26 protein-coding genes are annotated in these 25,691 nt (G+C 63.1%); 15 read left to right on the top strand and 11 right to left on the bottom strand.

Annotation, left to right across the window (positions count from 1 at the left end; all coding sequences use genetic code 11):
* Window positions 1–5 precede the first annotated feature (5 nt).
* The gene (locus tag FJQ89_RS05900; protein WP_168208373.1) at window positions 6–1,058 is read left to right on the top strand and encodes an ABC transporter substrate-binding protein; all 1,053 of its coding nucleotides are present in this window, start codon (window positions 6–8) and stop codon (window positions 1,056–1,058) included.
* A gap of 22 nt (window positions 1,059–1,080) precedes the next feature.
* On the opposite strand, the gene FJQ89_RS28570 is transcribed toward FJQ89_RS05900, so the two are convergent.
* On the bottom strand, window positions 1,081–1,203 hold the full coding sequence (locus tag FJQ89_RS28570) for a hypothetical protein (RefSeq protein WP_255206395.1): 123 nt from the start codon (window positions 1,201–1,203) through the stop codon (window positions 1,081–1,083).
* Between the two features lie 161 nt (window positions 1,204–1,364).
* On the opposite strand from FJQ89_RS28570, the gene FJQ89_RS05895 reads away from it, so the two are divergent.
* Complete coding sequence (locus FJQ89_RS05895) at window positions 1,365–4,058, top strand: polysaccharide deacetylase family protein (RefSeq protein ID WP_141169447.1); 2,694 nt, start codon at window positions 1,365–1,367, stop codon at window positions 4,056–4,058.
* Window positions 4,059–4,433, top strand: coding sequence for an immunity 22 family protein (locus tag FJQ89_RS05890; RefSeq protein ID WP_141169446.1), 375 nt, complete (start codon window positions 4,059–4,061; stop codon window positions 4,431–4,433). It abuts the gene before it with no gap.
* On the opposite strand, the gene FJQ89_RS05885 is transcribed toward FJQ89_RS05890, so the two are convergent.
* Window positions 4,412–5,632, bottom strand: coding sequence for a response regulator (locus FJQ89_RS05885; protein WP_141169445.1), 1,221 nt, complete (start codon window positions 5,630–5,632; stop codon window positions 4,412–4,414). The two genes, FJQ89_RS05890 and FJQ89_RS05885, sit on opposite strands and share 22 nt — an antisense overlap.
* A 347-nt stretch (window positions 5,633–5,979) precedes the next feature.
* Here FJQ89_RS05885 and FJQ89_RS05880 point away from each other — a divergent pair, with 347 nt between their 5' ends.
* Complete coding sequence (locus FJQ89_RS05880) at window positions 5,980–6,525, top strand: RNA 2'-phosphotransferase (RefSeq protein WP_141169444.1); 546 nt, start codon at window positions 5,980–5,982, stop codon at window positions 6,523–6,525.
* Between the two features lie 14 nt (window positions 6,526–6,539).
* A complete protein-coding gene (locus FJQ89_RS05875) occupies window positions 6,540–6,737 on the top strand; it encodes a hypothetical protein (RefSeq protein ID WP_141169443.1) in 198 nt (65 codons plus the stop codon).
* Between the two features lie 33 nt (window positions 6,738–6,770).
* Here FJQ89_RS05875 and FJQ89_RS05870 read toward each other — a convergent pair whose 3' ends face one another.
* Window positions 6,771–7,550, bottom strand: a complete 780-nt coding sequence (locus FJQ89_RS05870) for an EAL domain-containing protein (protein WP_141169442.1) — start codon at window positions 7,548–7,550, stop codon at window positions 6,771–6,773.
* A gap of 474 nt (window positions 7,551–8,024) precedes the next feature.
* Between FJQ89_RS05870 and FJQ89_RS05865 the strand changes: the two genes are divergently transcribed.
* The 3 genes from FJQ89_RS05865 (at window position 8,025) to FJQ89_RS05855 (ending at window position 11,068) form a co-directional block, all read left to right on the top strand.
* The gene (locus FJQ89_RS05865; RefSeq protein WP_168208372.1) at window positions 8,025–9,050 is read left to right on the top strand and encodes an ice-binding family protein; all 1,026 of its coding nucleotides are present in this window, start codon (window positions 8,025–8,027) and stop codon (window positions 9,048–9,050) included.
* 75 nt (window positions 9,051–9,125) lie between these two features.
* On the top strand, window positions 9,126–10,334 hold the full coding sequence (locus FJQ89_RS05860; protein ID WP_141169441.1) for an MFS transporter: 1,209 nt from the start codon (window positions 9,126–9,128) through the stop codon (window positions 10,332–10,334).
* The gene (locus FJQ89_RS05855) at window positions 10,331–11,068 is read left to right on the top strand and encodes a CatA-like O-acetyltransferase (RefSeq protein WP_243136438.1); all 738 of its coding nucleotides are present in this window, start codon (window positions 10,331–10,333) and stop codon (window positions 11,066–11,068) included. Before FJQ89_RS05860 ends, FJQ89_RS05855 begins: the two co-directional genes overlap by 4 nt.
* Here the strand turns inward: FJQ89_RS05855 and FJQ89_RS05850 are convergent.
* A complete protein-coding gene (locus FJQ89_RS05850) occupies window positions 11,065–11,826 on the bottom strand; it encodes an AraC family transcriptional regulator (protein ID WP_141169440.1) in 762 nt (253 codons plus the stop codon). The two genes, FJQ89_RS05855 and FJQ89_RS05850, sit on opposite strands and share 4 nt — an antisense overlap.
* An 85-nt stretch (window positions 11,827–11,911) precedes the next feature.
* On the opposite strand from FJQ89_RS05850, the gene FJQ89_RS05845 reads away from it, so the two are divergent.
* Complete coding sequence (locus tag FJQ89_RS05845; RefSeq protein ID WP_141169439.1) at window positions 11,912–12,679, top strand: alpha/beta fold hydrolase; 768 nt, start codon at window positions 11,912–11,914, stop codon at window positions 12,677–12,679.
* Here FJQ89_RS05845 and FJQ89_RS05840 read toward each other — a convergent pair whose 3' ends face one another.
* Both FJQ89_RS05840 and FJQ89_RS05835 read right to left on the bottom strand, forming a co-directional pair.
* Complete coding sequence (locus FJQ89_RS05840) at window positions 12,680–13,321, bottom strand: LysE family translocator (protein WP_099763620.1); 642 nt, start codon at window positions 13,319–13,321, stop codon at window positions 12,680–12,682. It lies immediately after the preceding gene.
* Window positions 13,322–13,431: 110 nt separating this feature from the next.
* On the bottom strand, window positions 13,432–14,514 hold the full coding sequence (locus FJQ89_RS05835) for a YeiH family protein (RefSeq protein ID WP_243136437.1): 1,083 nt from the start codon (window positions 14,512–14,514) through the stop codon (window positions 13,432–13,434).
* 107 nt (window positions 14,515–14,621) lie between these two features.
* Here FJQ89_RS05835 and FJQ89_RS05830 point away from each other — a divergent pair, with 107 nt between their 5' ends.
* On the top strand, window positions 14,622–15,524 hold the full coding sequence (locus FJQ89_RS05830; protein WP_141169438.1) for a LysR family transcriptional regulator: 903 nt from the start codon (window positions 14,622–14,624) through the stop codon (window positions 15,522–15,524).
* 12 nt (window positions 15,525–15,536) lie between these two features.
* Here FJQ89_RS05830 and FJQ89_RS05825 read toward each other — a convergent pair whose 3' ends face one another.
* Window positions 15,537–16,625 (bottom strand): flavodoxin family protein, encoded by a 1,089-nt coding sequence (locus FJQ89_RS05825; protein WP_141169437.1) that lies wholly within the window; start codon window positions 16,623–16,625, stop codon window positions 15,537–15,539.
* A 116-nt stretch (window positions 16,626–16,741) separates the two neighbouring features.
* Here FJQ89_RS05825 and FJQ89_RS05820 point away from each other — a divergent pair, with 116 nt between their 5' ends.
* The gene (locus tag FJQ89_RS05820; protein WP_141169436.1) at window positions 16,742–17,314 is read left to right on the top strand and encodes a helix-turn-helix domain-containing protein; all 573 of its coding nucleotides are present in this window, start codon (window positions 16,742–16,744) and stop codon (window positions 17,312–17,314) included.
* Window positions 17,315–17,321: 7 nt separating this feature from the next.
* Window positions 17,322–17,846 (top strand): GNAT family N-acetyltransferase, encoded by a 525-nt coding sequence (locus tag FJQ89_RS05815; RefSeq protein WP_141169435.1) that lies wholly within the window; start codon window positions 17,322–17,324, stop codon window positions 17,844–17,846.
* 21 nt (window positions 17,847–17,867) lie between these two features.
* Here FJQ89_RS05815 and FJQ89_RS05810 read toward each other — a convergent pair whose 3' ends face one another.
* A complete protein-coding gene (locus tag FJQ89_RS05810) occupies window positions 17,868–19,253 on the bottom strand; it encodes a methyl-accepting chemotaxis protein (protein WP_141169434.1) in 1,386 nt (461 codons plus the stop codon).
* Between the two features lie 329 nt (window positions 19,254–19,582).
* On the opposite strand from FJQ89_RS05810, the gene FJQ89_RS05805 reads away from it, so the two are divergent.
* Window positions 19,583–19,846 carry a DUF378 domain-containing protein gene (locus FJQ89_RS05805; protein ID WP_205704572.1) on the top strand — a complete coding sequence of 88 codons (264 nt, stop codon included), beginning with the start codon at window positions 19,583–19,585 and terminating at the stop codon, window positions 19,844–19,846.
* Window positions 19,847–20,041: 195 nt separating this feature from the next.
* On the opposite strand, the gene FJQ89_RS05800 is transcribed toward FJQ89_RS05805, so the two are convergent.
* Together FJQ89_RS05800 and FJQ89_RS05795 are read right to left on the bottom strand one after the other, a co-directional pair.
* Entirely contained in the window at window positions 20,042–20,446 is a 405-nt protein-coding gene (locus FJQ89_RS05800; protein WP_243136436.1) for a c-type cytochrome, read from the bottom strand.
* 147 nt (window positions 20,447–20,593) lie between these two features.
* Window positions 20,594–21,472: an EamA family transporter gene (locus tag FJQ89_RS05795; protein WP_166674772.1), complete on the bottom strand. Its 879-nt coding sequence runs from the start codon at window positions 21,470–21,472 to the stop codon at window positions 20,594–20,596.
* A gap of 284 nt (window positions 21,473–21,756) precedes the next feature.
* Between FJQ89_RS05795 and FJQ89_RS05790 the strand changes: the two genes are divergently transcribed.
* Both FJQ89_RS05790 and FJQ89_RS05785 read left to right on the top strand, forming a co-directional pair.
* Window positions 21,757–22,917, top strand: a complete 1,161-nt coding sequence (locus FJQ89_RS05790) for an IS30 family transposase (RefSeq protein ID WP_141169433.1) — start codon at window positions 21,757–21,759, stop codon at window positions 22,915–22,917.
* Window positions 22,918–23,352: 435 nt separating this feature from the next.
* On the top strand, window positions 23,353–23,766 hold the full coding sequence (locus tag FJQ89_RS05785) for a hypothetical protein (protein ID WP_141169432.1): 414 nt from the start codon (window positions 23,353–23,355) through the stop codon (window positions 23,764–23,766).
* A gap of 44 nt (window positions 23,767–23,810) precedes the next feature.
* On the opposite strand, the gene FJQ89_RS05780 is transcribed toward FJQ89_RS05785, so the two are convergent.
* The gene (locus tag FJQ89_RS05780; protein ID WP_141169431.1) at window positions 23,811–25,679 is read right to left on the bottom strand and encodes a phytase; all 1,869 of its coding nucleotides are present in this window, start codon (window positions 25,677–25,679) and stop codon (window positions 23,811–23,813) included.
* Window positions 25,680–25,691: the final 12 nt, after the last annotated feature.

Below are 25,691 nucleotides of genomic sequence, written 5' to 3'. Positions count from 1 at the left end.
ATGCGATGCGGCGACGCACGGTGATGGGCGGGCTGGCGCTGCTGCCCCTGGCGGGACAGGCAGTGTCGGCGGTGAAAGCGGGGGCGCCGCCGGCGGCCCTGCGCATCGCCTCGACGGGCTTTGCGGAAAACGGCAGGGCGGAACTGGGCGGCATCGCTTACCGGGTGCAGCAGGAAGGCTGGCTGGCGCGCGAGCTCAAGCAGCGCGGCGTGAGGCTGGAATGGCTGCCCGTCACGGGCGACACGGGCGCGACCATGAACGAGGCGTTCGCCAGCGGGCGCATCGACATGGCCGCGTATGGCGACTTGCCCTCCGTCATCCTCAACGCGGGCGGCGTGCGCACGCAGGTGATCGTGCCGGCGGGGCGGGGCACGGACCAGTTCCTGCTGGTGCCCACCAGTTCGCGCGCCACGTCATTGGCCGACCTGAAGGGCAAGCGCATCAGCGTGCACCGGGGCCGGCCATGGGAACTGGGGCTGCGCCAGTTGATCGCCGACCAGCGCATGTCGCCCACGGATTTTCGCCTGATCAATATGGACCTCAAACCGGGCACGGCTGCGCTGGCCACGGGCGCCGTCGACGCCTTGTTCATGATCAATGGCTATCCCTTGGAAGACAAGGGCATCGGCCGCATCATCTGGTCCAGCAAGGGCTTGCCGGAGCGTAAAATGCGCGCGGAACTGTGGGCGCGGCGCGACTTTACGCAAGCCCATCCCGACATCGCGGAACTGGTGGCCACGGCCTGGCTGCGGGCCCAGCATTGGGCGGCGCTGGACGGCAACCGCGAAGCCGTCATCAAGGATGGCACGCGCAATGGCACGCCCGATAGCGTGGTGCGGCGCAGCTACGACGATCCTGGCTTGCAGTGGAAGGAGCGCTGGTCTCCCCTGTACGACGACGCCGTGTACCGGCATTACCGCAGGGTGCTGGCGTTTGCGCAGGAACAAAAGCTGATTCGACTACCGTTGACGGCGGAGGAATTGCTGGAGCCGCGTTTCGTGGCGGCCGGCCTGAAAAAGCTGGGCCTGGCCAATTACTGGGAGCCGGCCAAGGTGTAGCTCTGGAGGACTGGCGCGTGGTTCAGTGCGGCAGGCATACGCGTCCAGCCACATTGATCACGTCGTCGCCCGCATGCGCGCGCAATTGCAGCAGCATCAGGGCCACGCCCAGCATCAGCGCCGCCGCGCAGAGTTTCTTGTGCATCGTCTTTCCCGTTTTCACTATCTATGAATGTGTGCAGCGATATCATTGCCGAAATTCAGCGTGCGGGCTGAGCTTGTGCTGAGCGTGCTTTACAATTATGCATCGTGCGCATCCGCGCCATCTGAATGTTATGCATAGTATGTGAAGGGAATGACAAGCCTGTGACTTCCAAACCGATCAAGATCGCCGCCACCGTCGTCGTGGCTCTCGCCGCTGGGGCCGGCATTTATACCTATACCCGTCCCGCCGCCACCGCCACGCAGGGCGCTCCCGCCCCGGGCAGTCCGGTCGCCGCGCCGCAGTCCGCCGTCGATACGGCCGCCGTGGCCGCCCAGTTCCGCGACTTGCTGGGTAATTTCCGCAAGATCATCGTGCTGCTGGCCGACGAGCAAAGCTTGCCGGAAGGCGCGCGCGAGGAAGCCCGTAAAGTGGGACAGGCGCTGTTCCATGAAAACCAGGAACGCATCGCCAAGCTCGATCTTGCGCTGGATCAATTGACGGCGCCCACGAATCCGGGCCGCTTCGAAGCGCTCGACAGTCTGCTGACGTATATCGAATCGGACGCGGGTCTGTACGACGCGGACCGCCTGGCTTTCCGCGAACTGCTGCAAAGCATGCTGGCCGATGTGGCCAAGGATTCGTCCTTGCCGGCGATCAAGCTGCACAAGCGTATTTCCGAAGACCTCGATGCGCTGGGCGAGATCGAGCGCAACTACGAGAAGGAAATCCGGCAAATCTTCGGCAACCTGGGCCAGCGGTCCATCGAACTCAAGCGCGAACGCTGGGACGATTACGTGGCGCAGCTGAAAAAGCTCTACAGCCGCGAGCAGATTCTGAAGGAGAACGGCATCGTCGTGCCGTATGCGGTGCCACCGGCGGGCACGGTTCCTGAGGCCAAGCCGGTGCCAAAGAAGGACGAGGCTGAAATCTTTGGCCTGGGCTTGCCGAAGAAAACCATCGTGCTGACCTTCGACGACGGCCCGCACCGCCGCTACACGGAAGAGATCAGTGCCATCCTGAAGCAATATGGCGTGCCGGCCGTGTTCTTCAACGTGGGCCGCAACCTGGGCAGCCTGGACGCGGAAGGCCACGCCAAGCTGGGTGCGGGCGCGGAAGTGAGCCGCAAGCTGATGAAAGAGGGCTATGCCGTGGGCAACCACAGTTTCAGCCACGCACAATTGTCGAAGCAGACGGGCGACAAGCTGAAAGGTGAAATCCTCGGCACCGACACCTTGCTGAAAGCCATCAGCCCCGAGCGGGCCGCACTGTTCCGTTTTCCGTATGGCGCGCGCAATAGTGAAGGCATGGCCGCGCTGGCCGATGCGCATTTGAAGTCCGTGATGTGGAATATCGATTCGCTGGACTGGGCCGACCCCGTGCCCAGCTCGATCACGAACCGGGTGCTGGCCTCCGTCGACAAGGCGGGGCGCGGCATCGTCCTGTTCCACGACATCCACGAGCGCACGGTGAAAGCCTTGCCGGCCGTGCTCGACAAGCTGATCGCCGAAGGCTATCAATTCGCGGGCTGGGATGGCACGAGTTTTCAGGTAGCAAAAAGCACGGCCCCCGCGCCCGAAAAGGTGCCCGTGACCACGGGCTATGCCAATTCCTGGGCCGTCGTGATCGGCATCGACGATTACGCCAAGTGGCCTAAACTGCAATATGCGGTGCGCGATGCGCAAGGCATCCGCGAAACCCTGATCGAGAAATTCGCGTTTGCGCCCGAGCGCGTCGTGACCCTGAAGAACGGCGAAGCGACGCGCAACAACATCCTGGCCGCCTTCCACGACAAGCTGGCCCACGGTGGCGTGCAAAAGAATGACCGCATCTTTGTCTTTTTCGCCGGCCATGGCGCCACGCGCAAGCTCAGCTCCGGGCGCGACCTTGGCTATATCGTGCCCGTCGATTCCGACCCGGCGCAATTCGCCACGGATGCCATTCCGATGACGGAAATCCAGAATATCGCGGAATCGCTGACGGCCAAGCACGCGTTCTTCGTCATGGATGCCTGCTACAGCGGTCTGGGCCTGACCCGTGGCGCCGGTTCCAGCTCTTTCCTGCGCGACAACGCCAAGCGCATCGGCCGGCAAATGCTGACGGCCGGCGGCGGCGACCAGCTGGTCGCCGATGGCGGGCCGAACGGCCACTCCGTGTTCACGTGGACCCTGCTGCAAGGCCTGGCGGGCAAGGGCGACCTGAACGGCGACGGCTTGATTACGGCCACGGAACTGGCGGCCTACGTGGCGCCGGCGGTCTCCAGCGTCTCGAACCAGACGCCCGCGTTCGGCAGCTTGCCCGGTTCGGAAGGGGGCGATTTCGTTTTTGAATTGCCGGGCGAGACGGAATTCCTCAGCCCGAACACAACGCAGCTGTCGACAGAAGCCATCGCCCTGAATAGCAAGCTCGACGCCAAGCCGCAAGCGGCCAGCGTGACGGTGAAGGATTTGCAGGGCGGCGAACAGAAGATCGTCACGCCGGGCGCCGTGCCGACCTCCACGCGCCAGCTGGCGCAGCGGGCCAACGACCGTGGCTTGCAGTTGTACAAGGAGAAACAGTATGCGGCGGCGGAAGCGCAGTTTACGGAAGCGCTGAAATTGCGTCCGGACTTCGCGCTGGCCGCCAACAACCTGGGCTTTGTCTTCTACAAGCAGGAAAAATACCGCGAAGCGGCGCGCTGGTTTGAAAACACGGTCAGGATGGACCCGTCGCGCGCCATCGCCTATTTGAACCTGGGCGACGCGTATGCCAAGGCTGGCGATGCGGCCAAGGCCAAGGCCGCATACAAAACCTATCTGGAACTGGCGCCGACGGCGTCGACGGTGCCGGCCGTGCGGCAAAAGATGGAGAAGCTGTAGTTGGCCAATACTTTGCCCGTGGTTCACGTCTTCACCTGCAGCGGCCGCTTCGCCAGCCGGGAAGCGCTGCAGGCCTATCTGGCGCCCAGGTACACGGAAGATGGCGATGAAGTACCGTCGCCATTCTTCCTGGAAACGGGTCTCACGTGTTACGAGCCAGCCTGTTTTGAAAGCGCCATGCTGGCGTCGCCGGCGCCGCTGGCGCAGTTGCTCGACGGCGTGTCGTACGGCGACAGCTGGCTGGCGCAGGCCTGCGCCGACGCGCAGGACGTGCTGGCCGACACGGGCGTGTGCGTGTTTGCGCCAAATCAACTGGCGCACCCGCAGCGCAGTTCGCTGCATTACATGGGCAGCTATGCCTGCGCCGGTGGCTGAGCGTCATCCTCGCGGCCTTCGTGCAATAGCTTGTTGATTGCCGCCAGCAGGCTGGTGCCCGAGGTGGTGATGAAGCGGGCGCCGGCCGCTTCCGCTTCCGTGCCGTAGCTGGCGACCGTATCCTTGCTGCAATACACGATGATGGGCAGCGCCGGCTGCACTTGCCGCACCTCGCGCACCGTGCGCACGCCCGCATCCTTGATCCTGCGGCCGTTTTCCACCCTGGCCATGTCCGTGATGAACAGCGCATAGTGCTTCTGCTGCAGCATGGCCAGCGCCTGCCGCGTCGACACGGCCTGGTCGACCTTGATGTTTTCCCGTTCCAGCTGTTCCACCAGCAAGGTATTGTTGCGCGGATGGTCGTCCAGCCAGAGCACCAGGCTGGACGGCTTTTTTGCCGCCGGCACGCCGGCCAGGGCCGTGGCGGCGGCACCGCCATCGGGCGGATGGGCCAGCAACAGCTGCGTGACGGCTTCCTGCATGTCGTCGAGCGACTTTTGCTGCAAACGGCTCAGCTCCGTCACTTCGATTTCCTTGCCGCTTTCCAGGCGCACGGATTCATTTTTGACGAGGCTGTCGGCGCGCTTGATCATGATGGACAGATAAATGCGCGTGAGCAGGTAGCCGATCAGGAAACCATGCACGGAAAAGAACAGCATGATGCCGCCCACCACCGCCATGGCCGTGGGCGCATCGACGGCCAGGCTGGGTGCGATGAAGGCGGCCACGCTGCGCGCGCTGCCGGGCAGGCTTTTGAGCTCGATCAACCCCACGCCCACGATGATTTTCGTCAGCCAGTCCGACACTTCCACCAGGTTGGAATTGATTTCCATGGGCGTGGGCGTGCCCAAAAACAGGGTATTGCTGGCCACCGTATCGGGCCCCGCAGCCGGCGGCTCGTCCGTGGGGCGGCCCTTGCCATTGGCCCGCTCGTCGGGCGGCGCGGCGTTGATGGTGCCCGATGGCAGGCTGCGCGGGATGCCGAACAAAAAGCCCAGCAGCATGCCGCTGACGCAAAAGCCCAGGCTCCACAGCATGGCCGGCACGGCGTGGTAGTACGGCGGCAGCAGGGCGCCCGCCAGCACGGCCAGCAAGCCCGCCAGCAAGATGAACAGCAGGATGTACGGCAGCACGTCGCGCTTGCGCACGGCTGCCGTGGCGGTTTTGCTCGTCTTGCCGCTGCTGTCGCTCAGGTCCACGCGCGTTCCTTGAAAATTGCTGAATCCAGTCAGCCAGCCTGCCGCGTATATATCCCGCAGGAGCCTGTACTGACATCATAAAAAGGGGAGACGCCATGCCATTGATAAAACGCAAACAGCTGACAGCTTGTGCGTTGTTGATACTAAGCGGCGCCGGCAGCCGCGCTGGCCGTCAAATTGTCGCAGGGCCTGGCCAGCGTTTCCGTGGGCCAGCATGGCCATGTATGCGCCTGGCGGGTGCCCGGCGAGGCGTAAAAAAGGGTGAATGACCGGCATTTTTACCCGGTGGAACTCCGTTCCGCGCGCAGGACCTTGTCATATGCATTCTGATAAAGGTAGGCTGCGGCATGACAGATCATTTAGTTAATGCCAGTAAATTTCTTTCCCTCATACTGCGCCACGCTCCTGAAAAAATCGGCCTCGCGCTCGATGCCCAGGGCTGGGCCGACATCGGCCAGTTGCTGGCACAGGCGGCCCGGCATGGCCGCCGCCTTTCCCGTGAACAATTGGATGACGTGGTGGCACGCGACAGCAAGACGCGCTATGCCATCAGCGACGACGGCTTGCGCATTCGCGCCAACCAGGGGCATTCGCTGGTCGCCGTCGATATCAGGCTGCCGCCCGCCACGCCGCCCGCCATGCTGTACCACGGCACGGCCAGCCGCTTTGTCGAGGCGATCCGTGCGGCCGGCCTGCTGCCGGGATCGCGCAATCACGTGCACTTGTCTGTCAACCGCGAAACGGCCGTTGCCGTGGGCGCGCGCCATGGCAAGCCCGTCGTGCTGACGGTGGATGCGGCCGCCATGCAGGCGCAGGGGCACGTGTTTTATGTGTCGGACAATGGCGTCTGGCTGGTCGATGCCGTGCCGCAGGCCTGTATCGGATTTCCCTGAATTGGCATGCGCTGATGAGCTTGATGTCGGCTAGCCGTTCGACCAGCCACACGCACGCCGCCACGGCAATCGCCAACGAACCCACGTCAGCATTGCAGGTACATCCAGGCCGCATCAGGCGCCGCATCTGCGTGGAAGGCTGGAGCGCCATCCTTATGTCGGGCGCCGCGTTTGCCCAGGATGCCATGCACAAGGACGCGATGGGCAAGTAGGGCAGAAACAGGTCGGGGCGTGGTGACTGCCTGTCACCACGCTGCCGGATTGATCACGCCGATGGCCATCAGTGCCGGCTTGCAAAATAGATAGCCCTGCATCAAGTCGATGCCCATCGCCCTCAGGCAATCGCGTTCGGCCGCCGTTTCGATGCCTTCTGCCAGGACTTGAATATTGAGGTCCTTGCAAATGGCGACGATGCCCCTGACGATCGCCTGCCTTGGGGCGCTGGCCTCGATGCCGCGCACCAGTTCCATGTCGATCTTGATGATGTGCGGCTGATACTCCGCCAGCAGCGTCAGTCCCGCGTAGCCGGCGCCGAAATCGTCGATGGCCGTCTGGAAGCCGAAGCGGCGATACTCATGAAAGATGTTGACGAGGTGGGGCCGGTCGCGCACTTCTTCGCCCTCGGTCACCTCGAAGATAATGCGGCGGATGGGGAAATTGTATTCGCGCGCCGCCGCCAAAGTGGTCTGGATGCACGCTTCGGGGCGGTACACGGCATTCGGCAGGAAATTGATGGACAGATATTCCTCGATGCCCAGGCGGGCCGCGCCCTCGATGGCGCGCACGCGGCAGGCCTGGTCGAACACATAGCGGTTTTCGTCATTCACCTGCGACAGGACCGAGTATGCCGATTCGCCGTTGGGACCGCGCACCAGCGCTTCATGGCCAAAGATCGAGCGCGTGGACAGGTCGACGATCGGTTGATAGGCAAAGGTGAAATCGAAGCCCAGTGGCGCGGCTTGCTGGCACTGGCTGCAGCCGGCCTTTTTCCCGGTCTGGCCCGGGGTGTCGCTGGAGGACGTCATGGTCGCGCTGGCCTCTGATAAAAGGTACAAGGTGTACAGGCATTTATACCACGGCATGGCGCCAGTGGCGCTATATTTATGGCGCGCCAAAGCCGGGGCAAGGTTGTGCCAGAAGGAAATGAGACAGAAAATAATACAAATTGCCTCATAGTAATAATTGACTGGCTAATCACCGATAGCCGCTGTACTATTTCCAGTAAGCAATTTACCAGTTCCGATGCGTCATGTTGTCAGCGTGACCCCGCCCATCGGAACAGCTGACCGCCCGCCGCCCATCCCCCCGCGGTACTTGGCCGCCTACCGGCCCTTACGCGCAGTCGTACTGGCTTGCTGCACTCCACGATAATGTTTCAGGTGTTTCACCGCTGCTGCCTGCCGCATGTCGCGAAACGACCGTGCATTCTCAAGTTGGCCGTGATGGCCCGGGAAATGCCCGTAACTCCATTCATGCGCAAGCTGCGCAAAAAGAAACCCATGAAATTGCCTCCATCGACACTGGCGCTGCTCGTCACGCTGGCCTGCACTGCCGCGCAAGTCCATGCCGAAGTCGTGCCCCTGTTTGGCCAGTCGCTAGCCGGTTCTTCCGTGTTTGCGCTCACCTATGCGACCACGGGCGCGAACTCGACCGTCACGGGCGATATCGTCTCGGGCGATGTCGCCACCATGGGTGCCGCATCGCGGCTCAGCGGCAATCTGTTGTCCCTGGGCGCGTCAACCATCGGCGCCAATGCCGTCGTGAGCGGCAATATGCTCAGTGGTGGCGCCGCCACCGTCGGCGCCAATGCCAGCGTGGCCGGCAAGGTGGCGGCGCTGGGCGCGGTCACCCTGTCCGCCAGCAGCACCACCCATGGTGCAGGCACGCTTTCCGCCGTGCCGACGAACGTGCGGAGCGATGCGCAGCAGATCGGCGCCGCGCAGGCCGCATTGAAGAACATGGGGCAGGGGGCCGCCCTGGGCACGACCATGACGCTCGACACCACGCTGTATCCGGGCGTGTTTTCGGCGGCCAATCTGTCGACCACGGCCGGCATCACGCTGACCCTGGACGGACAGAACCGCTCCAATCAATCCTGGGTGTTCAATATCGACGATTACCTGGTCACGGGCGCGGCCATGAAAATCGTCCTGATCAATGCCGATGCCAGCAACAGCGTCATCTGGAACAGTGGCGGCTACACGAGCCTGGGCGCCAGCGGGGAGTTCATCGGCACCATCCTGGCAAAGGATTACGTCAGCGTGGGCGCGGGCACCAGCGTGACGGGCGTGGGCAGCGCCTGCGGCGGGCTTTTTTCCGCCACATCGTATGTGTCGACGGGCGACGGCGCGCGCATCGGCGGCAAGGGCTGCAGCGGCATAGGCAGCGGTTTCGATATCGTGGACGGTACCGCTGTTCGCAGCATCGACATACCGGCAGTGCCGGAACCGTCCAGCTACGCCATGCTGGCGGCCGGCCTTGCCCTGCTTGGCCTGATGCGGCAGCGCAAGCTGGCGCGCCTGTAAGGGGAAAAAGGCGACCGCGATGCCAACGCAATTTGTAGTAAGCTGGTCGCCTCCTGATTTATTGCATGCACAGTCATGACCGAACCTTCCGTCGCCGCGCTTCCTGCCGTTTCCCCTGATTCCGACAAATCCCTGCGCCGCCGCTCGCTGTTCGCCGCCTGCAGCGCGCATGCCGTGCATGACGGCTTGACGGACGTGATTTATGTGCTGCTGCCCATCTGGCAGGCGCAGTTTGCCATCAGTTACGCCATGGTGGGCCTGCTGCGCGGTTCCTACTCGGGCATGATGGCCGGTTTCCAGCTGCTGGCCAGCCGCATGGCCAGGCGCTGGGGACGCGAACGCATGCTGGTGGGCGGCACGGCCCTGGCCGGCGTGGCTTACCTGATCGCCGGGCAGGCAGGCGGCCTGGCCGTGCTGCTGGTGGCCTTGCTGCTGGGCGGCCTGGGCGCCAGCACCCAACATCCGCTGGCCTCGTCCATCGTTACCGACACGCACGAGGCAGGCGGCGGCGTCAAGGAAGCGCTGTCGCACTACAACTTTGCCGGCGATATCGGCAAGACACTGATACCCGCGCTGGTGGGCTTGCTGTTGCTGGTGTGCAGCTGGCAAGCCAGCGTCTCGCTGCTGGGCTTGCTGGGCCTGGCGGCGGCCGGCTTGCTGTGGTGGCTGCTGCCCAAGCCGGGTGACATCCAGGCCAGCCAGAAGACAGCGGCCAAACCCATTACTGGCAGCGGCTCCAAAGCAAGCGTTCGCGCGCTGCTGGCCACCGGCACGCTGGACAGCGCGGTGCGCATGGGTTTTCTCACCTTCTTGCCATTCTTGCTGAAAAGTAAGGGTGCGGGCACGGCCGGCATCGGCGTGGCCTTGTCTCTGCTGTTCGTGGGCGGCGCCTTCGGCAAGTTGCTGTGCGGCTACCTGGGCGCGCGCATCGGCATGATGAAAACCGTGTGGCTGACGGAATCGATGACGTCCGTGCTGATCGTCGCGGCCCTGTGGCTGCCGCTGGCCGGCATCATGGCCATGCTGCCTCTGCTGGGCCTGGCGCTGAACGGCACTTCGTCCGTACTGTACGGCGTGGTGCCGGAGCTGGCCGAGCCCGGCAAGCGCGAGCACGCTTTCGCCCTGTTCTACACGGGCAGCATCGGCGGCGGGGCGCTGTCGCCCGTGCTGTTCGGCGCGCTGGGCGACCATACCAGCGTGAACACAGCCTTGCTGGCGCTGGCGGCCGTATTGCTGCTGACCTTGCCGTTGGCGTGGAAGGTGCAGCGGGGCCTGGTACGATGACACAGGCTGACTGGCTTGCGCGAGAACAACTGCACCGCGCGGCGCGGGATGGCGACTTGCCCGTCAGCATCCTGATCGACTACACTCGCCGCATGAAAAATTTTGAAAAGCGGCGCGACCGCTATGACTTGTTCCGGGCGTTTGACAATCCTCTCGTCAACATCAATTTCCAGCTCGACGTGCCGGATTTCCGGCTCTGGTGCAAGGAACGGAACATCCCCGTGTTCCACTTCTTCCTGTTTTGCCTGCTCAATACGGTCAAGGGCATCGACAATTTCATGTACCGCATCTACCAGGGCGAGGTGATCCGGATCGACGATTTCCCCGCGTCCTACACCGTCATCAATGGCGACGAGAACATCAATTACACGCGTTTCACGATGACGGACCAGCTTGACCTGTTCATCGAACGCAGCCTGGAAGCGAAGCGCCTTGCCGAAGCCAGTTCCGCGCTGATCAACACGGGCGAGGGAGAGAGCGAACGCGAGCAGCGCAACAATATTTTCATTACTTGCCTGCCATGGCTGGAACTGGCGGCCATCGAGCACCCGATCTACCGCCACAGCGCCGCCGATATCCCGACCTTTACCTGGGGCAAGTTCGGCCCCGCGCAGGAAGGCGGCCGCATGCGGGTGCCGTTTTCCGCGCAGGCGCACCATGGCTTTGTCGACGGCTACCATGTGCAGAAGCTGGCGCAGGCGCTGGGCCAGCGCATCGCCGCCATCATTGCCTAGTTCGACAGATAGTCGCTGGGCGCCTGCCCCAGCACGCGGCGGAAGGCGGCCGTGAAGGCGCTGGGGCTGGCATAGCCGAGGTCGAACGCGACACGGGTGACGGCTTGCCCTTCGGCCAGGCGCGTGATGGCCGCCAGCAGACACGCTTGCTGGCGCCATTGGGCAAAGGCCAGGCCCGTCTGGGTGCGGAACTGGCGCGTAAAGGTGCGCCGGCTCATGCCCGCCTGCGCCGCCATCGCGTCCAGGCTGCGGTCCAGGCTGGGTTGCCGCAGCAACTCCATGCACAGGCGCGCCAGCCGGGGTTCCTGCGGCAGGGGGGCACTCAGGGGCAGGGGCCTGGCAGCGGCAATCTCATCTAGCAGCAAGGCCATCAACCGTCCGGCGCGCGATACTTCCGCATACATGGCATCCACGCTCACGGCCTCGGCCAGCAACTGGCGCAGCAGCGGCGTCGCTTCCAGCACCTGGCAATCGGATGGCAAGCCCATCCTGATGATGGCGGCCTCGTCAATGAAGACATTGTGCATGCTCACGGCGCCATGCATGCGCATGCCGTGGGATAGCTGGGCCGGGACCCAGCAGGCGCGTTGCGGCGGTACCAGCCAGTTGCCTTGCGGCGTGTGCACGCTGATGACGCCGCGCGCAGCGTAGGCGAATTGCCCGCGCGCATGTTGATGCTCGGGAAACATCTCTCCCGCAGCATAATCGCGCGCGGTGGCGATCAGTTCGCGTGGCACTTCCGTATAAAAATCATCCATGGCCCGCACTCTACAGTATTTGACCTGGCATCGGAGGCAGGCCGTTTGATCCGCGCTTACCATGCACTCTTTTTCAGGAGTGGATATGCACAATACCTATCATCGCCTGGGCCATGGTCCCCACGCCGTCATCGTCCTGCACGGCTGGTTTGGCGACGCGCACGCATTCGCGCCGATGGAAACGGCCCTCGATGGCGGCGCTTTCAGCTATGTTTTCATGGACAATCGCGGCTATGGCGGCATGCGCGGTGCGGCGGGAAATTACTCGATGGAAGAGGTTGCCCGCGACGCGCTGGCGCTGGCGGACGCGCTGGGCTTTGCCACCTTCAGCGTGGTCGGTCACTCGATGGGCGGCATGGCGCTGGAACGGCTGGCCTTGCTGGCGCCCTTGCGTTTGCGCAAGCTGGTGGCCGTGGCGCCCGTGCCCAGCTGCGGCGTGAGCATGGATGCGGCGGCGCGCGCGCTGTTCCTCGACGCCAGCGGCAACCAGCAGGCGCGGCGCGCCATCATCGATCGCAGCACGGGCGGGCGCTTGCCTGCAAGCTGGCTGGACTGGAAGGCACAATATTCGTGGGAAAGTGCGGATCCGGCCGCGTTCGCACGCTACTTCCTCGCGTGGAGCGGGACGGATTTCAGTGAAGAAATCAAGGCGGCGCGCGTGGAACTGCCGTTGCTGGCGCTGGTGGGCGAGCACGACCCCCGTTTCGATGCGGCCCTGATGCGCCGCACCTATCTGGCGTGGTACCCGCAAGCCCGGCTGGAGGTGCTGGGTAATGCGGGACACTATCCGATGAATGAAACGCCGCTGGCCCTGGCGGCCAGCATTGAGGCGTTTTTGACGGAAAAGGACTAGTTACGTCGCCTTGGCGCGCAGGCGCAGCAGGCTCAGGCCCAGCAGCACGAAGGCGCCGCCCGAAATGCGGTTGAACAGCTTGGCGCGCCCTGGCGTGGCCAGCTGGGTTTTCAGCAGGCGTGCCAGGTTGGCGTAGAACAAATGGGCCAGCATGGCGCAGGCGACAAACGAGGTCGTCAGCACGGTGAACTGGATGGCGACCGGTTCGCCCGGCGTGATGAATTGCGGGAACAGGGCCGAAAAGAACAGGATGGCCTTGGGATTGGTCAGCGCCACCGTCAAGCCCTGGCGGAAGAGTTTCCAGAAGGAATTTGGATTCGCCGCGCCAAGCGCCACGGGCGCATCGGCCACGATGCTGGTCTTGCTGCGCCATTGCTTGATGCCCAGGTACACCAGATACAGGGCGCCAGCCAGTTTCAGCAGCATGAAGGCGGTGGCCGAGGTCGCCAGCACGACGCCCATGCCGGCCATGGCCACGCCGGAAATGATGAACAGGCCAAAACCATTGCCCATGCTGCTGATCATCGCGCGGCGCGGGCCGACGGCGATGGCATTCGAGATGGCCAGCAGGACGGCCGGACCGGGAGAAAACGTGACGAGCAGGGCGACGCTGCAGAAAAGCAGCCAGTTCGAGAGATGCATGGGTGTTCCTGGGTGGGGCCGAAGCCGGATTGAGAGTCAAAACACGCTTATTGTACGAAGTTTTCGGCTGCCGCGTCGGCGGCCCCCGCCTGCATCAGGTTCAGCGTCATTCAGGCAAACAGGCTGGCGACCACGTGGTTGATGGCGGCGCCACCGGCGATCAGCCAGCAGAACAGCAGTCCGGCCAGCAGCAGGGGCTTGATGCCGGCGCGGCGGATGGCCGACATATGCGTCGTCAAGCCCAGGGCCGCCATGGCCATGGCCAGCAAGACCGTGTCGAGTTCGGTAATGGTGGCGACGGTGCCCGCTGGCAACAGACCCAGCGAATTGAAGGCCACCACGCCGATAAAAATGAAGGCGAACCAGGGTATGGCCAGCTTGGTGACCTTGTCGTGGCCGCCGTTACCACCTTGGGCCTTGCCGCGCGCCAGCACCGCCGACAGGATCACGAGAAACGGCGCCAGCATCATCACGCGCACCATCTTGGCGATCACGGCCGCATTCGCCGCTTCCTGCCCGATCGACTTGCCGGCTGCCACCACCTGCGCCACTTCATGCACGGTCGAGCCAATATACACACCGAAGGCCGTGGGCGTGGCGCCCAGCAGCTGCCAGCCTTGATTCAGCTGGTACAGAATGGGGTACAAGAAGATCGCGATGGTGCCGAACACGACGACGGTGGAGACGGCCACGGTAACGTCTTCGCTGCGCCCCTTGACGACGGGTTCCGTCGCCATCACGGCCGCCGCGCCGCAGATGGAGCTGCCCGCGCCGATCAGAATGGCGCAGTTGCGGTCCAGCTTGAACACCTTGGTGCCGAGGAACATCGCCAGGCCAAACGTGGACGCCAGTACCAGCGCGTCGATGGCGATGCCGGCCAGGCCCACTTGCCCGATATCCTGGAAAGTCAGGCGGAAGCCGTACAGGATGATGCCAAGACGCAATAAAGTCTGCTTGGAAAAGGTCACGCCTGCGCCGCAGGCGGGCGCCAGGCGGCCATACACGCTGTTGCCCAGCACAATGCCCAGCATGATCGCCAGGGTCAGGGCGCTCATGCCGTGGCTTTGCATCCATTCCAGCTTGCCCAGTTGAATGGCGCCCCAGGCGATCATGCCGCTCAGCAGCAGGCCCGGCAGAAGGCGGCCATAGCGGTCGCTGAAACTTGTTGTGTTGCTTGTTGAGAGAGAAGACATGCCGTACTCCATGGTTACTGGTTCGTATGGCATGACTGTACAGTTCGTCGATTAAATGGTAAAACGGATTGTTTTTGTATATTTAACCTGAAAAATCGGTAAATTAGATGGCATTGACCTTGCGGCAACTGCAGATTTTCCTCGCCGTGGTGGACACGGGCAGCACCAGCGCGGCGGCCGAACACATTGCGCTGTCGCAATCGGCCACCAGCGCTGCGCTGAATGAACTGGAAACCTTGCTGGGCGCGCAGCTGTTCGACCGCGTGGGCAAGCGATTGCTGCTCAACGACAATGGCCGTTTGCTGTTGCCGCAGGCGCGGCAGATGCGCGACGGGGCCGCCAGCATCGAGCGCCAGTTCGCGGGCGCCGACCCGTCCGTGCCCGTCAGCCTGCAAATCGGCGCCAGCACGACGATAGGCATCTATCTGCTGCCGCAGATCCTGGCGCAGGCGGCGCAGCAGTACGGGCGCAGCATCCCGCAAGTGACGATTGCCAACACGGCCGACATCGCCGCCGCCGTGGCGGAGTTCCGTGTCGATATCGGCCTGATCGAAGGGCCGTGCCACGAAGCGGGCTTGCTGGTGGAGCCGTGGCTGACGGACCAGATGCTGATCGTGGCCGCGCCCACGCATCCGCTGGCACAGCTGCATCATCTGCTCAGCTTTGCGGAGCTGAACCAGGCGGGCTGGCTGCTGCGCGAAGCGGGTTCGGGCACGCGCGAAGCGGTGGAGCAGGCACTGGTGCCGTATCTGCACTATCTGCGCGCCGCAGGCGAGTTCAGCAATTCGGAGGCGATCAAATATGGCGCGGCGGCCGGTCTCGGCATCGCCTGCCTGTCGCGCGTGGTGGTGGCCGATCTGCTGGCCAGCGGGCAACTGGTGGAACTGGAGACCATGCTGCCGCCCCTGGAGCGCAACTTTTATCTGATCCGCCAGTCCCGGAAGATCCTCTCGCCCCGTTTGAGCGGTTTCCTGGAACTGTGCCGCCACGCCTCGCGCACTGCGGGGTAGTCAGGGGCGGCTTCATTTTGGCCGCGGAGCTTGTAATGCCGCATCGGGCGGCGTCAGCGTGCCCGCGCGCAGCTGCTTGACGGCTTGCGCGACGGCGCGCGCCACGTTGCGCACTTCTTGCTGCATATCGGTATCGCGGTCCAGGGCCTCGTGGCTTTGCGCATAGCTGTCGTAATAGCCGATGTAGCGGTCCAGCCGCGACTTCGCGCCCGCATCGACCAGGCCCATCCAGTCGAGCCAGTCCGACAGGCCCCGCCGCACGCCTTCGATGCCGGCCACGTCGCCATGCACGACCAGGCCATATGCGCGCCCGGCCAGGTGTTTCGGGTAATTCCAGCCTTGTAATTCCAGGGCCTTCGCTTCCACGGCTTTCTTGCCGTGCGTCGACGTGGGGTCGGGGTTGCCGCCGTCGGCGCAGACGAGCCGGTCTATCATCAGTTTCAGCACGCCCGGCGTCTGATACCAGTACACGGGCGTGAGGATGATGACGGCGTGCGCTGCCGTCCAGCGCTCGTATATTTCCGCCATCCAGTCATTCGTTTGCCGTTCGCCGTGGTTCGGGTAGCAGCTGCACGGCCAGTGGCACAGGGGCATGGCCGTCGAGACGCAGCCCTTGCACGGGTGAATGTGCAAGTCATACGAGGACGTCAGCAAGCTCAGGTCCAGCACATCCGCTTCGATGGCGTCGGCCTGCAGCACTTCTTTCGCCCATTGCGTCATGCGCCAGGTCTTTGATATTTCACCAGGGCAAGAACCGTCGTTGCGCGCCGCGCCGCAGATCAGCAGCACGCGCGACGGCGTGGCGGGATCTTTCTGGCGCGCCTCGGCGGCCAGCAGCCGGTCGCGCGTGGCCAGCCATTCCACCGATAGCTCGTAGTCGGGGTCGGCAAAACCCGGCCCCGCCTTCTGCGTGACGGGCGCCTTGCGGCCATCCTGGTAATTCTTCCACGCCACTTCTTCCACCTGCACCAGGGCACCGCGCACGGCGTCGAACGTGGGGTCGGCAAACGAGCGGATGAATTGCAGATGAAATTCGACCCTGGCCAGCGGCGCGGGCGCCTGGCCTTGGCGCGGCTGGGGAGTGGGGGGAGTGGCGGACATGGCTTCTCCTTGAGGTGATGCTCCATCTTGCTTGAGCCGCGGCCGCTGGTCTGTGCGTTGAGCATCTCTGCGACGACTGCTTGCCAAATTCCCGTTTACGGGATAAATTCCCACATATGGAAAATGAAGAATTAACTGATCACGATACCGAACAGCGTCTGGCGGCGCGTTTAAAGCAGTTGCGCGTGGAGCGCGGCTGGTCGCTGGACCAGCTGGCCAGTGCCAGTCAGGTCAGCCGCGCGACATTATCTCGCCTGGAAAATGGCGAGGTCAGCCCGACGACGGTCGTGTTGGGCAAGCTGTGCGCCGCGTATGGCCTGGCCATGTCGCGCCTGCTGCGCATGGTGGAAGACGATTTTCCGCCCCTGCTGCGGCGGGCGCAGCAAAGCGTGTGGACGGACCCGGACAGCGGTTTTATCCGCCGCTGCGTCTCGCCCCCGTCACGCGCCTTGGCCGGCGAAGCGCTCGAATGCGAACTGGGCGCGGGGGTGACGATCACCTACGCGGCCTCGCCCCGTCCCGGCATGGAACACCACCTGTTGCTGCAGGAAGGCCAGCTGAACGTGACCGTCGACGGCCGCTCGCACGATTTAAGGCCTGGCGATTGCCTGCGCTACCAGTTGCAGGGTGCCAGCGCGTTTATCACGCCGCCGGACAGCGGCGCCCGCTATTTTCTCTTTCTTGTCTGAGGTCATCATGTCCGCATCGCTGCGCAGTTTTACACCCGCCGATATTCGTGCACGCTTGCCGGAACTGGGCGCCTTGCTGCAAGACTGCGTGCACGACGGCGCCAGCATCGGTTTTATCTTGCCGTTTGACGTGGCGGCCAGCCAGGCGTTCTGGACGGATAATGTGCTGCCCGCCGTGGCGCGCGGCGTGCGCCTGCTGCTGGTGGCCGAAGTCGATGGTCGGGTGGCCGGCGCCGTGCAGCTGGACTGGGACACCAATCCCAACCAGGCGCACCGGGCCGAAGTGCGCAAGCTGCTGGTCGCGCCCGCTTACCGTCGCCTCGGCCTCGCGCGCCAGTTGATGCTGGCGCTGGAAGAACAGGCGCGCCTCTTGCCGCGCAGCCTGCTGACCCTGGACACGCGCAGCGGCGACCATGCCGAACCGTTATATTTGTCGCTCGCTTACGTGGTGGCCGGCAGCATCCCCGCCTATGCGCTGGCGCCTGCCGGCGACAGGCTGGATGCCACGACCATCATGTACAAGCAGCTATAGCGGAGAACTCGGGCGGGGAACTCAGGCTTTCAGGCGCGCTCTAACGGCAGGGGCGCGTGAGCGTGTCAGGGCGGGTGCCGCCTTGTCGTGCGTCGCGACAAGGCTGATGGCCGGCGCCGCGTGTGGGCGCGCCACCTCATTGCCCAAGGTGAAGATGCCCACCGTGCCCGATAGTTGCTGGGCGCGCTGCTGCATGCTGGCCGCCGCTGTTGACGCCTGTTCCACCAGCGCGGCGTTTTGTTGCGTCACATGCTCCATCTGCACGATGGCGGCATTGACTTGCTCGATGCCGGACAATTGTTCGCCGCTGGCCATGCTGATCTCGCCCATGATGTCCGTCACGCGGTGCACGCTGGCCACGATTTCGCGCATGGTGGCGCCCGCCGTATCGACCAGGCGCGCGCCCGCGTCGACCCGCTCGACGGAGTCGCCGATCAGCTGCTTGATTTCCCGCGCCGCGCCGGCAGAACGCTGCGCCAGGGTGCGCACTTCGGCGGCCACGACGGCAAAGCCGCGTCCCTGTTCGCCTGCGCGCGCCGCTTCCACAGCCGCATTCAGGGCCAAAATATTCGTCTGGAAGGCGATGGCGTCGATGACGCCGATGATGTCGACGATCTTTTTCGACGAAGCATTGATCGAGCTCATGGTATCGACCACTTCTGCCACCACCTTGCCCCCTTTGCCGGCCACGTCGGCGGCCGATTGCGCCAGCTGGTTGGCTTGCCGCGCATTGTCCGCATTTTGCTTGACGGTGCCAGTCAGCTCTTCCATCGAGGCGGCCGTCTGCTCCAGCGAACTGGCTTGCGCCTGGGTGCGCCGCGATAAATCCAGGTTGCCAGCGGCAATCTCGCCCGAGGCGCCCGCGATGTCCTGCGTGCCGCCGCGCACGTCGCCCACAATCGTGATCAAGCTGGTATTCATGTCTTTCAGCGCCTGCAGCAGCTGGCCCAGCTCGTCGCCGGATTCGACGCGGATATTGCCGCTCAGGTCGCCGCCGGCCACCTTGCGCGCCACCTTGACGGCATGCCGCAGGGGCCGCACGATGCCGCTGCTGATGAACCAGGCCGTGACGAGGCTCAGCACGCCGCCGATCAGGCCCAGCGCGATGATCAGCACGCTGGTATCGTGCGCACGGGCCATGGCCGTCTCGGCCGCCGCGCGCATCTGCGCCGATTGGGTGGCGATCTGCTGGTCGATGTCGCGCAGGGCGGGCTGTTCCTGCGTGCGGTTGCGCGTGGCCTGCAATTGCTCGATGCGCGCATAGCGCTGGTTCACGCTGCTGTCGATTTCCCCGCTTACCGTGGACAGCTGCCACGTGCTGATGCCGACGACCACGGCCAGCAACAGCGATGCCAGCAAAAAACCCGTTGTCAGGCGTACACCGATGCGTATGTTTGAAATATTCATGTCCCCTCAGCTGTTGTCTCATGGTGGCCGCACCCCATGCGGGCGGCACGGAGCGGCGCTGTTTCCCCTGATGTTGCTGGGGTGAAATGAGTGTAGCAGTGCAATACTAAGTAATCTATAAATATTTCCATATTGGAATTGGTCACTGCTTGTTTAGCAACAGCGGGCAACTATTGTCGAAATGATTGCCAGATAAAATCACCCGCCTTATTACAGACTCGTCCTACCTCGAACCCCGGCATCGTCCGACTGGTATATGGCGGTGTCGCGCCTACACTGATCTTTGCACAGACCCGGCGGCGGGTCCTATCTTCTTACAGGAGGCTGAGATGGCGAATATCCAGGCAGGATCGGACGGTGCGGCAAACGAGGAAATGACGGCAAAGCGCCTGAACGTGGTCGACTGGATCTCCATGATCCTGCTGATCGTGGGCGGCTTGAACTGGGCGCTGGTGGGCCTGTTCGACATCGACATCGTGGCCCGCATCCTCGGCGCCATGACGACGGCGTCGCGCGGCGTGTATGTGCTGGTGGGGCTGGCGGCGCTGTATTCCATTTATCTGTGCGTGCGCAAGCTGCCAGCCAAGTCCTAGGGGAAGCCCCTGGCGCGTCAGCGCCAGACTTGCCCATCGCTGGCAGTTGTCAGGGTTTTGATAGGGCGGTGCCTGCTTGCATGTACGCGCATGTGGGGGCGGGCAGGCCTGTGCGTGGTCGCCTGGCCGGACGGCGCAAGCACCGGTGCATGCGTCGGTAGTGCATGCTTTGCTGCCTGTGCTAATTGCAGGAGCTTACTGCGTGCGCAGGTAGGCCAGCAGATCGGCCACTTGCTGGGGGTTGCCGATGCCCCAGAAGCGCATGTTATTGCCGGGAATGAAATCGCTGGGTGCCTTGAGGAAGCCGGCCAGGTTTTGCTCGGTCCAGACGATGTTCGCGTTTTTCATGGCTGCCGAATACTTGTAATCGGTGGTGGCACCGGCTTTGCGGCCAATCACGCCCGTCAGCTTGGGGCCGAAGCCGCCGCGCGCCGATGGCCCCACCTGGTGGCAGGAGGCGCACTTGCGAAACGCCGTCTTGCCCGCTTCGGCATTGCCCGTGAGGGCGGCAGGAGCGGCGGCTGCGTGCGTAATGGCAGCGTGCGTCAGCAGCAGACCTGCGGAGGCAAGAGCAAAGAGAGAGCGTAAGGTGGATGTCATCGGTGAGGCGGGCATACGATGTGTGGCAATGTGTGGCAAACGATGACGCATTTTACAGGCGCACATCAAATCCTGCCCGCCAGCACGGACATGCATGCGAGGAAGCGGTGCAGGCAGCGGTCCAGGAGCGGGGGGGGGGGGATGCCGCTAGCGCTTGCCGCCCTGGGCGCCCAGCGCCGCCATGGCCGACGCGAACACGATGCAGGCGATGGCCAGCCACTGGGTCAGGCTCAGCAGTTCTCCCAGCACGGCCATGGCGGCCAGTGCGCTGACGGCGGGCGCCGCGCTGCTGAACATGCCGAACACGCCTTGCGGCAAGCGGCGCAGGGCAAAGATTTCCAGCGAGTAAGGCAGGGCGCTGGACAGCATGGCGATTGCCAGGCCCATCAGCGCAATCGATGGCGCCAGCAGAGCCGTGCCCGAGTACGCGACGCCGATGGGCACCGTCACCATGGCCGCCACCGTCATGCCCCAGGCCACGGCTTGCCCGCCCTGCAAGGTCGAGGCGCGCTTGCCGAAGATGATATACAGCGCCCAGCACAGCGCCGCGCCCAGCGCATAGGCCACGCCAACGGGGTCCAGGCTGCCCGGGCTGCCCTGCAGCGGCAGCAGCAGATATAGACCGAACACGGCGCAAGCGACTGCCAGCAAATCGCGCGGCCGGCGCGACGACAGCATGGCCACGGCCAGCGGCCCCGTGACCTCGATGGCGACGGCGATACCGATCGGTATCAGCGCAAACGCCCGGTAAATCAGCAAGTTCATCAATCCCAGCACGGAACCGTAGACCAGCAGGTTCAGCACATCCTTGCGCGTCAGGCGGAAACGCCAGGGCCGGAAGATGGCCAGCAAAATCAAGGCCGAAAACCCTACCCGGTACGCCGTAATCCCCTCGACCCCGATGACAGGAAACAGATTCTTCGCAATCGCCGCCCCCAGATTGACAGAAATCTGCCCTCCCAGGACGGCCAGGGAAGGGAGCAAAATGCTGTCGGGGAGAGGGGAGGTCGAGGCGGGGGAGGTCATGGGGCGGTATTTTAATATGCCTGAGGCTGGCAGTCGCTGGCAGATTGGAAAGCAGGGGAGATTTAACTGGACAGTTGCTGGCATGACTGGCGTATCGCGGCTTCTTTTTTGATATTTTTTTTGCAAAATACGCTACAGTTGTGGAATTGTTTACTAGTGGCGACTCAGATTGACGCCAAGTGTCCGCAATGGGGCGGAGCCTGCCAACGACGGCAGCCGGCTGCGGATTCAATCGGTGGTCGCAACACTCTAACCTAAACGCCCAGGTTACAGGAGTGTTGAAGATGAAACAGAAACCACGCATTTATTACACCGAGAGCCAGAAGGCCTTGATGTGGGAACGCTGGAAGCAAGGCGACTCCCTGCAGATGATATCCCAACTATTTGATCGGAATCACTCGTCGATACAGCGGATTCTGGCTGAATCTGGTGGCATACAGCCAGCACAGCGATGCCGTTCCAGACTGGCGCTGACGCTGGCTGAGCGCGAGGAGATATCGCGTGCCGTCGTTTCCGGCGTATCCATCCGCGCACTTGCCAGACGCCTCGGACGCGCACCATCGACCATCAGCAGGGAACTCAGGCGCAATGGTGGCCGCGAAGCATATCGTGCGACTCAGGCGGATCAGCATGCTTGGGATCAGGCGCGTCGCCCCAAACCTTGTAAGCTGACGGAGAGCCGCATGCTGGCCAACATGGTTGCCAGCAAGCTCCAATTGCAGTGGTCGCCGGAACAGATTGCTGGCTGGCTCAAGCAGCTGTTCACGCGCCACGAGGAGTATCACGTGTCGCACGAAACCATTTACCGCAGCCTCTACATCCAGGCCCGAGGTGCCTTAAAGAAGGAACTGCTGGAGCACTTGCGCCGGACGCGCGCCATGCGCCGCTCACGTCATCACACCCAAAAGACTGACAACCACGGCAGAATTGTCGACGCCGTGCCGATCAGCGAGCGTCCAGCGACGGCAGCGGATCGAGCGGTGCCCGGGCACTGGGAAGGTGATCTGCTGTTCGGCAGCCACAATAGCCAGATCGTGACCTTGGTCGAGCGCCAGACGCGCTACGTCATGCTGGTGAAAGTTGCCGCCAAGGACACCGAGACGGTTGTCAATGCGCTGATCGACAATGCCCGCAGGCTACCCCACGAACTGTATAAATCACTGACCTGGGACAGAGGCAAAGAGATGGCTGGCCACAAGCGTTTTACTTTGGCCACTGACATCCAGGTCTACTTCTGTGATCCACAGAATCCGTGGCAGCGCGGTTCAAATGAAAATACCAACGGCCTGTTGCGGCAGTATTTCCCCAAAGGACTGGATATTTCCACTTACTCGCAAGAGCAACTCGATGCGGTAGCCAGAAGACTCAACGAGCGCCCCAGGAAGACGCTACACTACCAAACACCGGCTCAACGATTTGAACAGTGTGTTGCGTTGACCGATTGAATCCGCAGGCTATTGTGTTGAAAAACTCAGGTGCGTTGACCTTTAGATAGAAATCCTGCCAGCCAAAACTGGCCAATACCGTTGCTAGTGAACAATCACTGGCTGCTTGGGAGTCTGAGACCTCCCAAAAATTGTTGCCGCTCAACTTTTTCAACACAATAGGGCGGAAGCGGACGTAACAGGTTTTGCCTGTTTTGCGGAGTAAGCGGCCTTTTCTTGCGCTCACCGGCACTAATAAAGGCGATGAACGTTGACGCCATTTCGGCGCGCGTTGACAATGATGGCACGAACATGGTCCAAAGGATAAAAATAGGGCGTTGGCACGTTAGCCGTGATTGCCAGCTCGTCCTTCTGGTTTGCTGATCGACGGGACTGTCCTGTATTCCTTGCTGCCTGTCGCGCCGCATATTTACCTGTAACCCGGAGTAGTATTGAATGACTGTTTTTAGTATCGGCGACACCAATTTTGACGTGGATTTCGCGAAATCAAGCATTAGCCTGGAAGACGATGGCACTGGCATGGTGGAACTGAACATCGATATCCATGGGGACGACGATGTGTTTATGCGCTTGACCGAGTCCGATGACGCGGAATGGTCGTGGGCGCTGTATCCGCCTGCATTTTTCCTGCACGGTTTGCGCATACCGCAAGGGCAGGAAGGAGCGTTTGCGATCGGGATGCTCGATACGCATCGCGAGGCGGAGGAGTCGGGTATGTATATGATGGAGTACGGCGACGTATCGGCCGTCAATATCATTGAGTTGTCGGCACGGCGCCTGCTTGTGTCGGGCATGGTGGACTTATGCGGTAAGCGGCTGCCATTTCATATCGATATGCCGCGCACATAGTGGCGGGACCGCTCCCAAAGGGACTGGCCCCGGCTGTTGCTAACTTAATTCAATCCCAGCGCCTTCGCCACATCCCCCCACGCCACATATTTGAAATTTTGCGGCCCATCGGGCAGGCGCTTGTAGCCGTCCTGAATCACCAGCATGCCTTGCCCATACACGCCGCCCAAGTTGGCGGAGGTGACGTCGAGGCCATCCGTTTCCGACGTGCCGTCTATGCCGGCCGTCAAGTTGAAGCCCACCTTGAAGCGGCCGCGCACTTTATACGGCGCTTGCGCGTCGAGCACCACGTAGCTGCTGTCGCCCTGGCTGGAGACGATCAGGTAGCCAGTGTCAGCCTTGCCACCCGGCTTGCGGTAGATGGCCATGCCTTCCACGTCGGCCGTCAGGTTTGCGCCCACGGGCAGGACCATGGCGAGGGCATCGGGCTTGGCGGCGTCGGCCGAGGTGGTCCAGATGCCGCGCGTTTCCTCGCCCAGGAAGAGGCGGGCGTTGGCGTCGTCGGCCACGCAGCCTTCCGGTTGCGTGGCAACCTTGAAGCTGCGCAACAGAGTCGCACTGAACTGCTTGCCGCTCAAGCCGCTCATCTCGATCTTGTATTGCTGGAAGGTGCCATCCTTGTCGTTGATGAACGCTTGCACGCCGCCGCTGGCCGGCTGGTACAAGCACATGCCGTAGATGCTTTTCAGTCCGGTAGGGAAGCGGCCCGCTTCCGCCACGTCGCCGCTGTCATTGATGGTGAACAGCATCACGCTGTTGTCGTCGCGCTGGGTAGCCACGGCCAGGTCGACCGTGCTGGCGCCAAAACGGATACCTTGGCGCACGTCGACGTTGTTCAAGCGGCCCACTTCCAGCAGCTGCGTTTGCTTGCCTTGCAGGTCGTAGACCAATAGTCCCTGTTTCTTGTTGGTACCGAGGATGCGCGCGTTGGCAGGATCGCTGGCCAGCCAGATGGCCGGGTCGTCGGCCGCGTCGCCCTGGCGCGCCATCGGCGCCGTCTGCGCTTGCGGGGCGATGATGGCTACCGCAGGCTGTGTTTCCGCCTTACCATTCCATTTCAAGGGTCGCGTTTGCCAACCGCTCTTGCCGCGCAGCAGTAGCGACTCCTTGTCCAGCGTCAGCTGGCTGTCGCCTTTGCGTACGTTCAAGGCCACCGCTTGCGGCGGTAGTGCCGTCCACTGCCCGCCCTGATGGGTGTACAGGTGCAGCTTTTCCGCCTTGCCGTCGAGCACGGCCACGCCACCGGGCAGCACGGCCAGCGCGCCGGCGCCGCCGTCCAGCTGGCCATACGGCTTGCGCAGCGCCACCACTTCGCGCTTGCCCATGCCCTCCGAATCGGCGTCATACGCCCACACACCCATGTTAGCCTCGCTCACCAGCAGGCGCCGGGCGCCGTCGTCGACCCGGCAATGCTTCGCGTGCGGCGGCAAAGCCAGTTTGCGCACCAGGCTGCGCTGTTCTCCCTGCATCACCCACTGTTCCGCTTGCCCATCCTTGCCGATCAGGAACAGATGAGCTAGCTGCTGCGCGTCGCGGTACAAACACGATGCTTCCACGGAAAACGTGGGCACGGGGAACGGCGCCAGCTTGACCAGCTTGCCGGCCTGCACATCGACCGTCACGGGCAGAGGGCGCTGCGTGTCCGCTTCCAGGAACACGGCCAGCACGCGATTGCCATCGATGCGCGTGTCGAGCTGCTTGGCGCGCACGGCGATGCGGTCCTGTTCCTGGCCGGCCGCATTGACCAAACGCAAGCCGTGTTTATCCAGGGTCAGCCAGCCGCCGCCGGGCAGGCGGGCCAGTTCTTCCGCTTCCTGCGTGAAGGAAGGAACAGCTTGGACAGGCGCGGCTTGCGCTGTAGCCGAGAGGCAAAAGGCGGCCAGCAAAGCGCTGCAGAGTACGGTTTTTTTCATGGTATTTACAAT

It is taken from the genome of Janthinobacterium tructae (genome assembly GCF_006517255.1).
In the GTDB taxonomy this organism is placed as follows: Bacteria; Pseudomonadota; Gammaproteobacteria; order Burkholderiales; family Burkholderiaceae_D; genus Janthinobacterium; species Janthinobacterium tructae.
This window is presented reverse-complemented; position numbering and strand designations above follow the sequence as displayed.

Bases quoted from the DNA above. Each gene is read 5' to 3' on its own strand.
- FJQ89_RS05820 (WP_141169436.1), top strand. From the start codon at position 16,742: ATGGAAAATGAAGAATTAACTGATCACGATACCGAACAGCGTCTGGCG.
- FJQ89_RS05780 (WP_141169431.1), bottom strand. From the start codon at position 25,679: ATGAAAAAAACCGTACTCTGCAGCGCTTTGCTGGCCGCCTTTTGCCTC.
- FJQ89_RS05835 (WP_243136437.1), bottom strand. From the start codon at position 14,514: ATGTCTTCTCTCTCAACAAGCAACACAACAAGTTTCAGCGACCGCTAT.
- FJQ89_RS05810 (WP_141169434.1), bottom strand. From the start codon at position 19,253: ATGAATATTTCAAACATACGCATCGGTGTACGCCTGACAACGGGTTTT.
- FJQ89_RS05830 (WP_141169438.1), top strand. From the start codon at position 14,622: ATGGCATTGACCTTGCGGCAACTGCAGATTTTCCTCGCCGTGGTGGAC.
- FJQ89_RS05800 (WP_243136436.1), bottom strand. From the start codon at position 20,446: ATGACATCCACCTTACGCTCTCTCTTTGCTCTTGCCTCCGCAGGTCTG.
- FJQ89_RS05855 (WP_243136438.1), top strand. From the start codon at position 10,331: ATGACACAGGCTGACTGGCTTGCGCGAGAACAACTGCACCGCGCGGCG.
- FJQ89_RS05840 (WP_099763620.1), bottom strand. From the start codon at position 13,321: ATGCATCTCTCGAACTGGCTGCTTTTCTGCAGCGTCGCCCTGCTCGTC.
- FJQ89_RS05875 (WP_141169443.1), top strand. From the start codon at position 6,540: ATGAGCTTGATGTCGGCTAGCCGTTCGACCAGCCACACGCACGCCGCC.
- FJQ89_RS05850 (WP_141169440.1), bottom strand. From the start codon at position 11,826: ATGGATGATTTTTATACGGAAGTGCCACGCGAACTGATCGCCACCGCG.
- FJQ89_RS05825 (WP_141169437.1), bottom strand. From the start codon at position 16,625: ATGTCCGCCACTCCCCCCACTCCCCAGCCGCGCCAAGGCCAGGCGCCC.
- FJQ89_RS05785 (WP_141169432.1), top strand. From the start codon at position 23,353: ATGACTGTTTTTAGTATCGGCGACACCAATTTTGACGTGGATTTCGCG.
- FJQ89_RS05900 (WP_168208373.1), top strand. From the start codon at position 6: ATGCGGCGACGCACGGTGATGGGCGGGCTGGCGCTGCTGCCCCTGGCG.
- FJQ89_RS05790 (WP_141169433.1), top strand. From the start codon at position 21,757: ATGAAACAGAAACCACGCATTTATTACACCGAGAGCCAGAAGGCCTTG.
- FJQ89_RS05870 (WP_141169442.1), bottom strand. From the start codon at position 7,550: ATGACGTCCTCCAGCGACACCCCGGGCCAGACCGGGAAAAAGGCCGGC.
- FJQ89_RS05795 (WP_166674772.1), bottom strand. From the start codon at position 21,472: ATGACCTCCCCCGCCTCGACCTCCCCTCTCCCCGACAGCATTTTGCTC.
- FJQ89_RS05845 (WP_141169439.1), top strand. From the start codon at position 11,912: ATGCACAATACCTATCATCGCCTGGGCCATGGTCCCCACGCCGTCATC.
- FJQ89_RS05880 (WP_141169444.1), top strand. From the start codon at position 5,980: ATGACAGATCATTTAGTTAATGCCAGTAAATTTCTTTCCCTCATACTG.
- FJQ89_RS05865 (WP_168208372.1), top strand. From the start codon at position 8,025: ATGAAATTGCCTCCATCGACACTGGCGCTGCTCGTCACGCTGGCCTGC.
- FJQ89_RS05815 (WP_141169435.1), top strand. From the start codon at position 17,322: ATGTCCGCATCGCTGCGCAGTTTTACACCCGCCGATATTCGTGCACGC.
- FJQ89_RS05805 (WP_205704572.1), top strand. From the start codon at position 19,583: ATGGCGAATATCCAGGCAGGATCGGACGGTGCGGCAAACGAGGAAATG.
- FJQ89_RS05860 (WP_141169441.1), top strand. From the start codon at position 9,126: ATGACCGAACCTTCCGTCGCCGCGCTTCCTGCCGTTTCCCCTGATTCC.
- FJQ89_RS28570 (WP_255206395.1), bottom strand. From the start codon at position 1,203: ATGCACAAGAAACTCTGCGCGGCGGCGCTGATGCTGGGCGTGGCCCTG.